This is a genomic window from Corynebacterium silvaticum (assembly GCF_002162115.2).
Classification (GTDB): Bacteria; Actinomycetota; Actinomycetes; order Mycobacteriales; family Mycobacteriaceae; genus Corynebacterium; species Corynebacterium silvaticum.
On record NZ_CP021417.2, the window covers coordinates 1,563,431 to 1,576,315 of the forward strand.

A 12,885-nucleotide genomic window follows, 5' to 3' on the forward strand; every position below is an offset into this window, starting at 1 on the left:
CTTATTTAGGGTTTACGAGGTTCGTCAACTCTTAAAATTTCGCGAGTAGTCTCCACGTCTTGTGCTATTGCTTCCAGCAGTTCTTCTATACCGCTAAACTTCACCATCCCGCGAATACGGTCCACGAATTCAACGGTAACGGAATGCCCGTACAAATCAGCATGACGATTAAGAACAAAAGATTCAACGCTACGACGCTGGTCTCCGAACGTAGGGTTATGACCTACAGAAATCGCCGCCGGGTACCGCACTCCTGCAACCATGTCACCTTCGATGGGTGCTGCAGAGGTGATCTGTAGCCAGCCTGCGTACACGCCGTCTTCTGGCAGCGCAATAGAATCCGGGAAGTACAGATTGGCGGTCGGATAGCCAAGTTCTTTTCCGCCCCGACCAGCGCCTCGCACCACGTCTCCGCTGACTGAAAAGTCCCGCCCTAATCCCCAATTAGCTCGGCGCACGTCTCCCTCTGCGAGAGCTTTACGTATTACAGAAGAAGAAACCACGGTCTGGTCTTCTGCCAGCAATTCCAGCACACGAATGTCGATGCCGTATTTTTCCCCCAAAGTCTTCAAAGTTTCCGTGTTACCGGACGCTTTATAGCCAAAGGTAAAGTTCTCCCCCACCACTACAACCTTGGCCTTGAGCTTGTCTTTAATAATAGAGACAAAGAATTCTTCCGGAGACAGGTGCGAAAGGTTGGCCGTAAAATTCATGGCAAACATATGGTCAACGCCAAGATTTTCTACGAGATTCGCACGTTGGGTAACCGTCCCCAAAAGTGGAGGCATCTTTTCCGGCCGCAGCACCGCCAAAGGATGAGGGTTAAACGTAACCAGGATGCTCGGAACACCGAGTGCCCGCGCTCGTTGCGTTACAGCGCTGATCAGGGTCCGGTGCCCACGATGGACACCGTCGAAAACGCCAATGGTGATGACCGAGGCGTCTAGATCCGCCGGAATGTCTTCAATATGATGCCAGATATCCACTCTGGACAGTTTAGCCATAGACTGCTAACTATGATTGATCCCCTCTCCACTTCTGGACTCGTAGTCGTAGATAAACCCGCTGGCATAACCTCGCACGACGTAGTTGGGCGCCTGCGCCGCATCTTTGGCACCAAACGGGTTGGCCACGCGGGCACCCTCGACCCCATGGCTACCGGTGTTCTTGTTGTGGGAATCGAAAGAGGGACAAAGTTTCTTGCCCATATGGTTGCATCGACCAAGTCCTACCGAGCAACTATCAGGCTCGGACTGGCCACCACCACCGACGATAAAGAAGGCGAGTCAGTTTTTTCTGCCGATGCGTCCACGGTATCCGCGATCACTGACGATGAAATTGCTGCTGGGATAGCTAATCTCACTGGAGATATCATGCAACGCCCAGCATCAGTCAGCGCAATCAAAATCAATGGGAAACGAGCCCATCAGATGGTGCGCGAGGGACAAGAAGTGGAGATCCCTGCACGTCCGGTCACTATTTACCGTTTCGATGTCCTCGATATTTCGCGCACCTTGTCACCGGAATTTATTGACATCGATGTAGAGGTCACGTGTTCATCGGGAACGTACATCCGCTCCCTCGCTCGCGATCTAGGAGAAGCCCTCCACGTGGGTGGCCACCTCACAGCTTTACGACGCCTATCCGTGGGCCCCTTCGCTCTTTCCGATGCCATCACTCTCGACGATCTCGCCGCTGCCCCCAAGCTCAGTCTTTCTTTGGATGAATCCTTAACTCGGTGCTACCCCACATTAGAGGTAACAGAGTCTGAGGCCACAGACCTCTCCATGGGGAAATGGCTCCAACCACGAGGCTTAGCAGAGGTTCACGCGGCGGTAGCACCCAATGGCCAGGCCATCGCGCTTATCAAGGAAAAAGGCAAGCGGCTTTCTTCCATTTTCGTGGCGCGTCCCAACACGCTCTCCTAGCCGAGTCGAAATATTGACGGCCTTTTATACAACAGAAGTTGCAGCTATTACGTAGCCGTTTTTCACCATCCAGCGCCCTTCTATAAAAGGAACGGGAGTGGGACGAACAAGCAGATAAGACACAAAAGATCCATCGTCTCTAATGTCTATTTCTGCTTGTTCAAAGCCTAACCAGCGGTGCGTCAACGGAAACCACACTTTGTAGGTAGCTTCTTTCGCGCAGAACAAAACTCGATCTGCGCACGAGATACCATTGCTGCGCAAACGTTCAAGCTGTTCGAGTTCACCTTCTCGAGCGATCGAACCGATAACGCCCTCTGGAAGCGGCTCGGCGACTTCTGCATCGATTCCCATCGATCTGATAAGCAGCCGAGGAGCAACAACTGCGGCCCTAAAACCATCAGTGTGGGTCAAAGATCCACTAACAGAAGCTGGCCATAACGGCATGCCTCGCTCACCACGCAGAATTGGTTCACCTGTGTCTCGTTGCAGCTTAGCGAGGGCTTGGTGGGCGCACCACCGCGCATCTCCAAATTCCGCTTTACGGAGCGGAACCGCGTGTGCGACAAGAGCCCGTTCCAGCGGATGCAGCTCATTAAACTTGCCCAAGTCTATGATTCCGGGATCGGTGGTAAGAGACACATAGCGTGCAGCTTCTGGAAAGAGCGACTGATCAAGCTGGATCTCGTTGTTCACGACTCCCCCTTGTTCGCACTCTGTGTCATCGATTCATCCGGCTCAAGTCCCGGGCCCATGGTTGCTTTTCCGGCATCATCGATATGCATGATAGGAAAAGGCCAGGGACGTGACTCTATGTTTTGCTGCCATTGCCGGGGATATCCCAGGGATACCTCCACGTGCGGCACACCATCAATGCGCATTATTCCAGGAAGATGCAGGTGCCCATAGATCACTGCTTTCGCACTGTATCGGCTTCCCCATGACATAGTGTGCCGAGTTCCGCACCATAGCCCAATCTCTGGGATCTGCATCCTATCCACAGGTTCTTGGGAAAGCGGCCAATGATTGATCAGGATCGTAGGTCCGTTTACTCTGCTTAACCGATTAACCGAATACGCCAAACGGTCCCAGCACCACGCACGGATATCCACGAATGGGGCGATAGCAAACTGGTCTGTAAGCACAATTTGCTTTTCATGGGCAGCCTCAACAGCCTGTTCTATGCTCATTCCGCGCGGGCGGAAAGAGTAATCATAAAGCGTAAACAACGGCACGATGGTCACACCGCCGAAAACTGGGAAAGGATCTTCTGGTGTCAGAACATCGATCTTCCGACACGCACGCACGAGCTCGTCGTATTTTGCTCGCCCTTGATGCGTATCCGTTCTTCTGCAGAACAGCTCATGATTTCCCGGGACCCAAATAACGCAGGCAAAACGCTTACGTAATTTATGAAGAACCTCCACGACTACGCTGGTGCGTTCTGCAACGTCTCCGGCGACAATCAGCCAATCAGAGGGGTCCTTGGGCTTAAGAGAATCAATGTGTTCTCCATTAGCTCGAACTGCTGCATGAAGGTCCGCAACAGCCCATAGGGTCTGTGCCATGTGACCTCCTTGCGTACCTAGGTTGTTTCAAACGTAAGACCAATTATTGCAATTGTCAGCGGGGATTCGCTCATCGACTCTCCGGGGCTGGAATATTCCCGTCTCCCACATCTTTGCTATAAGCCCACTTCATCGAATAAAAGCGCCATATTCCCGCGATCATTCGAAGAGAGATAAAGGAAACTAGCCCCCACCACACGCCTATCAGGCCAGCGTCGAAGAGCAAAGCCAACCATACGCCAGGTAAAAATCCTCCGAGCACTGACAACAAAGATACGGTTCGCAGATACGCGGCGTCAGCGGCACCTAAGAATACTCCGTCAAAGGCAAACACGACGCCACCCACAACGATCATGAGAACCAGCTGCCACCACGGCCCACTTATTTCTTGAAGAACCCCTGCATCTGACGTAAAAATTCCTGGTATCAGGTGAAAACCACCAGCGAATATTACGGCAAGCACCACGCCAAATATGGTGGAATACAACACAGATATTTGTCCTACACGACGCGCTCGAGCAACATTTTTTGCACCAAGTGCAGCCCCTGTCAACGTCTGGCCCGCAATAGCCAGCGAATCGAGAATAAGCGTGAGAAAACTCCACAGCTGGAGCAGCACTTGGTGTGCTGCCAAAGACTCTGCACCAAAGCGGCCAGCTACCGCTGCTGCTGAGATAAAAGAAATCTGAAATGATAGCGATCGCACGATCAGATCCCTACCAAGGGACAACTGCGAACGCATGATGGTCCAATTCGGACGAATAGTGCCTTCATGCTCCCGAAAGAGGCACAGAATAAACAGCAAAGACGTAATAGTAATCCCAACGATATTCGCCCATGCCGAGCCCACCAGCCCATGCTGGTTAACCAAGATTGGTACTAACACCAGCCCCGGCACAACACCCGACAAGGTAAAAATCAACGGTAACCGGGTGTTTTGTATCCCTCTTAGCCACCCATTTCCTGCCATCACGACAAGGACCAGCGGGATACCTATAGCTGTTACTCTGAGCCAACTCGTTGCTGCGTTGGACACCTCATAGGAACCGCTAAGCCAGAATGTGAACGTCGGAGCCCCCATAAAAACAACAAGCGCCAAGATGGTCCCGACGAAAAGCGCAAGCCATGTAGCCTGCATGCCCTCAGCCACGGCTTCCTTCTTTTTACCCGCACCAAAAAGGCGAGCTGAACGCGCCGTTGTTCCATAGGATAAAAACGTTAATTGAGTAGTCACCTGGGCATATATCGTGGTCCCTGCTCCAAGTGCTGCTAAGGAGGCCGCCCCCAGTTTGCCCACTACTGCGGTGTCAAAAAGCAGATAAAGCGGCGTAGCCGCCAGCACTCCCAGTGCAGGAAGCGCCAAGCGAAGAATCGTTGCTGGACTAATCTCTGCTATTTCTTCTTGTGCTCTTCCCACCGGACATACTCTTTCTCTCCGCGTCTTCTCCTAGAAGAACATGCCTCGTACAGGCCTTTACTGCAACAGCAGTATGCCTTATATTGTTCCCCACAGTTTCGTTTAGTAGACCCGCTGAACCGCCGCTTTAAGTTCTGCGACTACGTGATCTACCGTTCCAAACGTGACGTAGCCTGATGACCTGATATGCCCACCGCCGCCCAAGGTACGGGCCAAAATGGAAATATCGAGATCTTCCGAACGCAGCGAAACCGCCCATTCTCCTCTTTTATATTCTTTGAAGACCACGGCTATATCCGTGCCGTCTGAACCGCGGATCAGATCCGCGATTTTTTCTACAGCATGAGTCGAATGCCCCTGGACATCGTCGTACTGTGCGATGGCCACAACGACCGATACGTTGTTGACATGCATCACCCGAAGACGAGAAAGGATCGTACCGATCATCGCAAGATCTGGGACGGAATCACTGCTAAAAAGCTGCTGCCCGATGCTCCGGATTTTAAGGCCCGTATCAACAAGTTCTTGAGCCAGGGCATGCATTTCCGGCCGGCCCCACCTAAAACCACCCGTATCCGACACCAGCCCAGCATAAAGTCCATACGCGATATCTTTAGTCAGCGTAATTTTCAGGTGCTGGAACCAATCCCGCAAAATACTCGTTGTTGATTCCGCCTGATAGTCAATCAGGTTGACTCCTGCAAAACCGCGATTTGTACTGTGATGATCTATCAGAATGACCCGGCTAATGTCGCGCATAACCTGTGGCTGAAGTGCTCCCAGCCGCCCCACGGCGCCGCAGTCCACGGCAATAATTGCATCGCACTCAGGAAGCCTATCCACAGTGAGAATATCCGTGGCTCTGGGGATATCCAGCAAAGAGCGTTCTAAGGGCGTGCGTTGGCCGATGACTCCTATGGCTTCCTTAGACAGCTGCTCCAGGGCAAGCGTCGTCGCACAAACGCTTCCGATAGCATCCGGGTCAGGATTGATATGGCCTACAACGCACACTCTTTCAGCTTTGCTGATGATTCTTTCAGTAGCTGACCAATCCAACGGTTTGTCCGACGATGTTTGAACGCAGGTTTTACTCATCGACGTCCATTTTATAGGGATTTTCTTCCCCTGCTGGTTTTGCATTCTTTTTCAGCTCAGCAAGCTCTGCATCACGTGCTTTAGCGCGCGCCAGCAGATCTTCCATATGCGCCGAAGACTCTGGAACTGTATCTAGCTCGAAAGATAACGTTGGGGTAAAACGCACGCTCAGCTGGTCTCCCACGATCTTTCGTAGCTGGCCTCGCGCACGGTGGAGAGCCTCAGCTGCACCCTCTACATCTGGAGTGTCTTCAATGGAACGGCCCCGCACTGTGTAATACACGGTTGCATCATGCAAGTCGCCTGTAACCCGGGTGTCTGTAACAGTGACGTACTCCAGCCGGTAGTCCTTAATTTCTCGTTCAATAGCCGTAGCCACAATCGTCTGGATACGCTTAGCCAGCCTGGCGGCACGTGCGTGATCAACCATTTTTCAACCTCTTTTTCATCTATTTATTGCAGCCTTTTGTCGACTAACGCAATTATCTTATCTGCTTTATCAAAGCGGAAACGTACTCTGTCTTATCCAAAACGGACTTCTTTGTCCGATCTGCATGATAAACACAGGATAAAAGCGGCGCTGACTCTCAACATTAGTCATGAGAGTCAGCGCCGCTTTGAGTAGTTATCGGGTTAAGCAGCCACTATTAAGAACGTGGAACCTCTACCTGTTCAAATACCTCGATGATATCGCCAACCTGGATATCCGGGTAGGACAAGACCATACCGCACTCGTAACCTGCGGAGACCTCGGTGGCGTCGTCTTTCTCACGACGTAGCGATTCAATAGTCGCCTTGTCTGCCACTACGGCGCCGTCGCGAAGCAAACGAATCGTAGCGTTACGACGCACCTTTCCACTCTCCACCATGCAACCTGCGATCAGGCCAACTGCAGAAGCCTTGAAGATTGCACGAATCTCTGCACGTCCAACTTCTCGCTCTTCGTAGATTGGCTTGAGCATGCCCTTCAGCGCTTGCTCAACTTCCTCGATCGCACGGTAGATGACGGTGTAGTAACGAACATCCACGCCTTCAGCGTTGGCTTCTTCCGTTGCCTTACCCTCAGCACGAACGTTGAAGGCAATGATCACGGCATCAGAAGCAGCAGCCAAGGAGACGTTTGTCTGTGTAACAGCACCGACGCCACGGTCGATGATGTTCAGCTGAACTTCGTCGTCGACCTCAATCTTGAGCAATGCTTCTTCCAAGGCTTCCACGGAACCAGCATTGTCGCCTTTGAGGATGAGGTTGAGGGTGCTGTGTTCCTTAAGAACTGCATCCAGATCCTCAAGAGAGACGCGCTTGCGGGTCTTTGCAGCCAGAGCGTTACGCTTGCGCGCATTGCGCTGGTTAGCAATCTGACGAGCAACACGATCGTCTTCAACCACAAGGAGGTTATCGCCAGCGCCGGGGACACCGTTAAGGCCCTGCATCTGAACAGGACGGGAAGGTCCTGCTTCTTCAACATCATGTCCGTACTCATCGACCATGCGACGCACGCGACCATAAGCATCACCTGCGACAACAGAGTCTCCCACGCGCAGCGTACCGCGCTGGACGATGACTGTAGCCACTGGGCCTCGGCCACGATCCAGGTGAGCCTCAATGGCCACGCCTTGCGCGTCCATGTCAGGGTTAGCACGCAGATCCAGTGAAGCATCTGCGGTAAGAAGAACAGCCTCCAGTAGTCCATCGATATTGATGTTCTGCTTTGCAGAAATATCAACGAACATGGTGTCTCCGCCGTAGTCCTCAGGAACGAGGCCGTACTCAGTGAGCTGTCCACGGATCTTATCCGGGGATGCACCTGGCTTATCGATCTTGTTCACTGCGACCACGATCGGTACATCTGCTGCCTTAGCGTGGTTGATGGCCTCAACGGTCTGAGGCATAACTCCGTCATCAGCAGCGACAACAAGCACAGCAATATCCGTGGACTTAGCACCACGAGCACGCATAGCGGTGAAGGCCTCGTGACCCGGGGTATCAAGGAAGGTGATCTTACGATCGGTGCCGTCGACGTTAACAGCGACCTGGTAAGCACCAATGCCCTGCGTAATGCCGCCTGCTTCACCGGAACCAACGTTGGACTTACGGATGGAGTCCAACAGGCGGGTCTTACCGTGGTCAACGTGACCCATAACGGTCACCACAGGAGGACGCTTCTCCAGATCTTCTTCAGTTCCCTCGTCCTCACCAAACTGCAGGTCGAAGGACTCGAGAAGCTCGCGGTCTTCATCTTCAGGCGAGACAACATCAACTTTGTAGTTCATCTCTTCGCCGAGGAGCTGCAATGTCTCCTCGCTCACAGATGCAGTTGCCGTTACCATCTCGCCAAGGTTAAAGAGTGCCTGGACGAGTGCCGCAGCATCTGCATTAATCTTCTCAGCGAAGTCGGAAAGCGAAGCACCCCGGACAAGACGAATCGTCGCGCCTCCACCGTCGGGCAGGCGAACGCCACCAATGACGTTTGGTGCCTGCATTGCCTCGTATTCATTACGCTTCTGACGTTTCGACTTACGTCCCTTGCGTGGAGCGCCACCTGGGCGTCCGAATGCACCAGCGGTACCGCCACGACGTCCGCCGCGACCACCGGCAGCTCCACCGCCACCTGGGCGACCGCCGCCAAAGCCTGCGCCTCCGGGTCCACGGTTTCCGCCTTGGGCACCCGCACCGCCGCGGCCACCATTGCGGCCGCCGGCGCTCCGAGAAGGCATCTGCCCTGGATTCGGGTGTAAAGGCATCATTGCAGGACTTGGACGACGTCCGCCGCCCTGACGCTCCTGACCAGCACCTTGCTGCGGACGGTTGCCGCCTTGTTGACGCTGCTGACCGCCGCGACCACCTGGGCGAGGCTGACGCTCAGCGTTGTTGCCGCCTTGAGCACCACGACCTGCACCCGGACGCGGAGCGCCACCTGGGCGTGGGCCATTTCCAGGGCGGTTGCCGCCACCAGGACGAGGCGCTGGGCGCTCACCGCTGGAGAACCGCTCACCGCTGGAGAACGGGTTGTTGGCTACGCGAGGAGCACGTCCACCCGGCTTTGGCGCATTTCCGCCTGGGCGCGCCTGCGGACGAGGCATAGCAGAAGGAGATGCTCCTGCACCTGGCTTAGGAGCAGAACCCGGAGTCTTAGGCGCATCAGCCTGGGAAGCGCTGAAACCTGGCTTAGGTACGGGCTTAACGGCGGGTTTTGGAGCGGCTGGCTTCGCAGAAGCCGGCTTGGGTGCTGCAGGTTTTGCGGCAGCGGGTTTTGGAGCGGCTGGCTTCGCAGAAGCCGGCTTAGGCGCTGCAGGCTTAGCCGACGTTGACGGAGCTTTTGCAGCCTCAGGGGCAACCTTCGCAGATCCCTGATCAGCGCTCACATCGTTCGCAGCATAATGCTGCTTCATCTTCTTGATCACCGGAGGTTCGATGGTCGAAGATGCAGTCTTTACAAACTCGCCTTGTTCTTTCAGCGTGGCAAGTAGTTCCTTGCTTGTTACACCGAGCTGTTTAGCTAGCTCATGTACACGTAGCTTTCCGGGCACTTCTCTCCTTGAGTTACGGAAGGAAGCCTTAACCCCGGAGGGCTTACGTCGACTTCCTACCTAAGTTACTTTGACGTTCATCGCTGATGCTTCATCGTATGCTCATCAATGTTCGGTCTTCCTTGTAATGTCGGGTCCAGCGCCAAGCGCTGCTAGGTACTCTCGTACATGACCTGTGTCTACTTCCGCAGACACCCTTAACGCGCGAGCGAATGCTCGGCGCTTTTCAGCTAGCTCCAGTGCATCGATGGTAGGCGCGATCCATGCTCCGCGTCCTGTCAGACGCTTACGTGGGTCAGCAATCACCGAATAAACAGAATGATGCGATTCCCCTGCTACATCATCTTGCTTGCGCAAAACAACGCGAAGAAGTTGCTCAGCGGGTTGCGATTCTTTGGTAGCGATGCAGGTACGGATACGCGTCCGCGTAGGCTTAGAAAGATCTCCTCCGGGGGAGTCACCATACAAAGCCGCTGGCATTCGTCTCCTTTTCGCTTCACATCTCATATTGTCTTTTGCTTGTGCTCAACACCGTTCTAGTGTCCATCACACAAGCTGCAGATGGGCCGTTAAGTAGTGTACGCCATATTCTCCACAAAGATGAAGTTGGAAACGTCAAACACCAAATAATTCCGCTTTGCCGTCTTTATCGGGAAGTGAACCCGGCATATTTTCAGGCTGCAGGAATAAAAACGCCCCTCTTACTGCCGTATAGATTCATCATCTATCGCAGTTCAAGGAGCGATATAAAGGACTAGCTAGCGTCAGAACGGATATCGATCTTCCAACCTGTTAGGCGTGCAGCCAAACGAGCATTTTGCCCTTCTTTACCAATGGCCAAGGAAAGCTGGTAATCAGGCACCGTGACCTTAGCAGCTTGAGCCTCAAGATCAGTGATCTCTACGTGCACAACCTTGGACGGCGCAAGGGCGTTACCCACGTACTTTGCCGGATCTTCATCAAAATCAATGATGTCAATCTTTTCTCCGCTCAGCTCGTTCATGATGTTGTTCACTCGCTGGCCACGAGGCCCGATGCACGCACCTTTGGCATTCAGGCCTTTAACATTCGCACGGACAGCCACCTTGGAACGGTGCCCAGCCTCGCGCGCAATGCTGATAATCTCTACCGATCCGTCAGCAACTTCAGGAATCTCCAGCTCAAAGAGTCTGCGCACCAGCTCAGGGTGGGTACGAGACAAATTAATCTGAAGGTTACACGGAGTACGGTTCACTCTTACGACGTAGCACTTTACGCGGTTGCCGTGAACTAGTTTTTCACCAGGAATTTGCTCAGCAGGTATGAGGATGCCGTCCTGCCCCTCAGCCTCAGTTCCCAGGTGAACAACGATAATTCCTCGCTCGTTTGCATATGCGTCTGCCTGAACAATGCCAGAAACTACGCGTCCTTCGTACTCGCTATATGCATCATAGGCTTTCCAGGTTTCTGCCTCACGCAAACGCTTTTTGATTGCATCGCGAACCGCCTGCGCGCCGACACGACCAAAGTTAGCGGGTGTGTCGTCATATTCAGAAACAACGTTGCCCTCTTCATCGAGCTCAGAAACAATGACAGAGACAAGCCCTGTGGTGGCACTAATGTCCACGCGAGCACGAGTGTTTTCTTCAACGTTGGTGTCTTTAAACTCGCGGTAGGAGAAAAGAAGCGCACGAGCGATCGTCTCAATCAATTCCTCTACAGGAACTTTCCGCTCGGACTCAATGAGCTTAAGTGCGTGGATATCAATATTCACTTGTTTTCCTCTTCCAAAGCCAAGGCGGCATCAAAATCTAGTTGCGTGAACTCAAGCTCCGCTTCTGCGGGCTTCGCGAACTCAATTTCTACCACTGCTTGAGTATTTTCTCCCAATTCAATCGAACGAACCGAGATCTTTTTCCCCTGTCGCTTAACCACGATCACTCGAGTTTCATCATCACTTACTGCCCCAATCCGCTCGATCGATTTCTTTCCTTCAATGTCAAGGGCGACCAAGCGGTGACGATTTCTCCGCCACTGACGTGCTTTGGTAAGGGGCACGTCCACTCCAGGAGTACCGACCTCCAGCGTGTATCCCGGGCCAAAGCTTAAGGCACCAGAAGCTTCTTGGGCGTCGAAAAGCTCAGAGATAGCTGTGGATACTACTTCCAGCTGATCCAAATCCGGCCGGTTTTCAGAATCCAAGGACACTGCGACAAGCGTTTTCTTGCCTGCGCGGTTGACTCGGATGTGTTCAAGATCCATGTTATGCGCCACTGCGATCGGCGTTATGAGCTCGGTTAAGACTTCGGTAGAGGGAAATGCCATGCCCGTTATCGTAGCCGACGCACAAAGGCATCCGAGTATGGAAGTACACTTTCCTTTTGTGACTCGTTCTGCAGCATCTCGATTCCTATTGGCCGTAGTGGTTTCCGGCGGCATGCTTAGTGCATGCAGCCTTACTCCGCATCCCGCGCCAGACACCACACTGACGCGCCTAGCAGCGCGAGCCTCCACGGAGGCAAAAGTATTTGATAGCAGTGACGCTCCCTATGCCGCGCTTCGACGCGCCGGCCTTGCCGAACTACGCACAGAGATCCAACGCGTGTGCGGACACAAAAATGACGGTACGCTCCCCTCTTCTTGTGACGACTCGGCTCTAGATTCCGCTATAGAAAAAGCGCACCTTGATTTCGATAGCAACAGCAGTCCCGTAGATGCAGCTACAGCAGCAGCTCAAGAGCTCGTGTCTAGCGCTGGCGATCTGCCAGAGGGATCTATGCTGCTCGCTGCCAACCAACTTGTTGATCTCGTATCGGTAGGGGCAGCAGCACCGACTACGGGAGGAGCACTGTTCGACCCCTCGGTGAATAAAAAACTTAAGTCTTCCGACATTAAAATCGACGCAGATGCGGCACGAGACGCCCTCGCCTGGGAATATTCCATCGTCTATGGCCTGGGCATTGCCACCGCATCTGCTAGTGGCCTACTCAAGCAAGCCGTCAACGATTCCATTGACACCCATCAAAATCGCATCAGCATCCTACAAAGCAGCCTCGCGCCCACTGGGGAGTTCCCCAAACCTGAGTCTGCTTATGAGTTGAAAAAGTACCAACAGCCTTTTGATGCCCAAAGTACTGCCGACTACATTGAGGCCCTGCGCAAAGACACCACAGATTATTGGATTGCTACGGCCGCTGCAGCTAAAACCACTTCTTGGAAAGAACTAGCTTTAGCCTTTGCAGCCCAGACCGCGGTTGGCGCTCCCACAGCCCCGACCAGCACGCTAAAAACGACTGCGTGCCCCCGCCAGTGACACTCACGACGGGGGCACGCAGTCGTTTTTAGGGGTGGTTAGACCACAAAGGTTT

General features: G+C 53.4%; 12 protein-coding genes. 2 read left to right on the plus strand and 10 right to left on the minus strand.

Annotated features, from left to right (window positions below):
- Positions 1–5 precede the first annotated feature (5 nt).
- The gene (locus tag CBE74_RS19740) at positions 6–1,004 is read right to left on the minus strand and encodes a bifunctional riboflavin kinase/FAD synthetase (RefSeq protein ID WP_087454152.1); all 999 of its coding nucleotides are present in this window, start codon (positions 1,002–1,004) and stop codon (positions 6–8) included.
- 12 nt (positions 1,005–1,016) lie between these two features.
- Between CBE74_RS19740 and truB the strand changes: the two genes are divergently transcribed.
- Positions 1,017–1,928 (plus strand): tRNA pseudouridine(55) synthase TruB, encoded by a 912-nt coding sequence (truB, locus tag CBE74_RS19745; RefSeq protein ID WP_087454153.1) that lies wholly within the window; start codon positions 1,017–1,019, stop codon positions 1,926–1,928.
- Between the two features lie 24 nt (positions 1,929–1,952).
- Here truB and CBE74_RS19750 read toward each other — a convergent pair whose 3' ends face one another.
- From CBE74_RS19750 to rimP, 9 genes are all read right to left on the minus strand, one after another.
- On the minus strand, positions 1,953–2,624 hold the full coding sequence (locus CBE74_RS19750; RefSeq protein ID WP_087454154.1) for a 4'-phosphopantetheinyl transferase family protein: 672 nt from the start codon (positions 2,622–2,624) through the stop codon (positions 1,953–1,955).
- A complete protein-coding gene (locus CBE74_RS19755; protein WP_087454155.1) occupies positions 2,621–3,496 on the minus strand; it encodes a metallophosphoesterase family protein in 876 nt (291 codons plus the stop codon). Before CBE74_RS19755 ends, CBE74_RS19750 begins: the two co-directional genes overlap by 4 nt.
- A 70-nt stretch (positions 3,497–3,566) precedes the next feature.
- Entirely contained in the window at positions 3,567–4,913 is a 1,347-nt protein-coding gene (locus tag CBE74_RS19760; RefSeq protein ID WP_087454156.1) for an MATE family efflux transporter, read from the minus strand.
- 102 nt (positions 4,914–5,015) lie between these two features.
- Positions 5,016–6,008: a DHH family phosphoesterase gene (locus CBE74_RS19765; protein ID WP_087454157.1), complete on the minus strand. Its 993-nt coding sequence runs from the start codon at positions 6,006–6,008 to the stop codon at positions 5,016–5,018.
- Complete coding sequence (gene rbfA, locus CBE74_RS19770; protein WP_087454158.1) at positions 6,001–6,438, minus strand: 30S ribosome-binding factor RbfA; 438 nt, start codon at positions 6,436–6,438, stop codon at positions 6,001–6,003. Before rbfA ends, CBE74_RS19765 begins: the two co-directional genes overlap by 8 nt.
- Before the next feature lie 217 nt (positions 6,439–6,655).
- Positions 6,656–9,538, minus strand: a complete 2,883-nt coding sequence (infB, locus tag CBE74_RS19775) for a translation initiation factor IF-2 (RefSeq protein ID WP_171483193.1) — start codon at positions 9,536–9,538, stop codon at positions 6,656–6,658.
- Between the two features lie 105 nt (positions 9,539–9,643).
- Positions 9,644–10,018, minus strand: coding sequence for a YlxR family protein (locus CBE74_RS19780; RefSeq protein ID WP_087454159.1), 375 nt, complete (start codon positions 10,016–10,018; stop codon positions 9,644–9,646).
- Positions 10,019–10,292: 274 nt separating this feature from the next.
- Positions 10,293–11,291 carry a transcription termination factor NusA gene (gene nusA / locus CBE74_RS19785; protein ID WP_087454160.1) on the minus strand — a complete coding sequence of 333 codons (999 nt, stop codon included), beginning with the start codon at positions 11,289–11,291 and terminating at the stop codon, positions 10,293–10,295.
- Entirely contained in the window at positions 11,288–11,842 is a 555-nt protein-coding gene (rimP, locus tag CBE74_RS19790) for a ribosome maturation factor RimP (RefSeq protein WP_087454161.1), read from the minus strand. Before rimP ends, nusA begins: the two co-directional genes overlap by 4 nt.
- 58 nt (positions 11,843–11,900) lie before the next feature.
- Here rimP and CBE74_RS19795 point away from each other — a divergent pair, with 58 nt between their 5' ends.
- Positions 11,901–12,830 carry a DUF4439 domain-containing protein gene (locus CBE74_RS19795; RefSeq protein ID WP_087454907.1) on the plus strand — a complete coding sequence of 310 codons (930 nt, stop codon included), beginning with the start codon at positions 11,901–11,903 and terminating at the stop codon, positions 12,828–12,830.
- The last annotated feature ends 55 nt before the right edge of the window (positions 12,831–12,885 follow it).

Excerpts from the sequence above, each read along its gene's own strand:
- rimP (WP_087454161.1), bottom strand. The coding sequence starts at position 11,842 with ATGGCATTTCCCTCTACCGAAGTCTTAACCGAGCTCATAACGCCGATC.
- CBE74_RS19755 (WP_087454155.1), bottom strand. The coding sequence starts at position 3,496 with ATGGCACAGACCCTATGGGCTGTTGCGGACCTTCATGCAGCAGTTCGA.
- CBE74_RS19740 (WP_087454152.1), bottom strand. The coding sequence starts at position 1,004 with ATGGCTAAACTGTCCAGAGTGGATATCTGGCATCATATTGAAGACATT.
- rbfA (WP_087454158.1), bottom strand. The coding sequence starts at position 6,438 with ATGGTTGATCACGCACGTGCCGCCAGGCTGGCTAAGCGTATCCAGACG.
- truB (WP_087454153.1), top strand. The coding sequence starts at position 1,017 with ATGATTGATCCCCTCTCCACTTCTGGACTCGTAGTCGTAGATAAACCC.
- CBE74_RS19780 (WP_087454159.1), bottom strand. The coding sequence starts at position 10,018 with ATGCCAGCGGCTTTGTATGGTGACTCCCCCGGAGGAGATCTTTCTAAG.
- CBE74_RS19765 (WP_087454157.1), bottom strand. The coding sequence starts at position 6,008 with ATGAGTAAAACCTGCGTTCAAACATCGTCGGACAAACCGTTGGATTGG.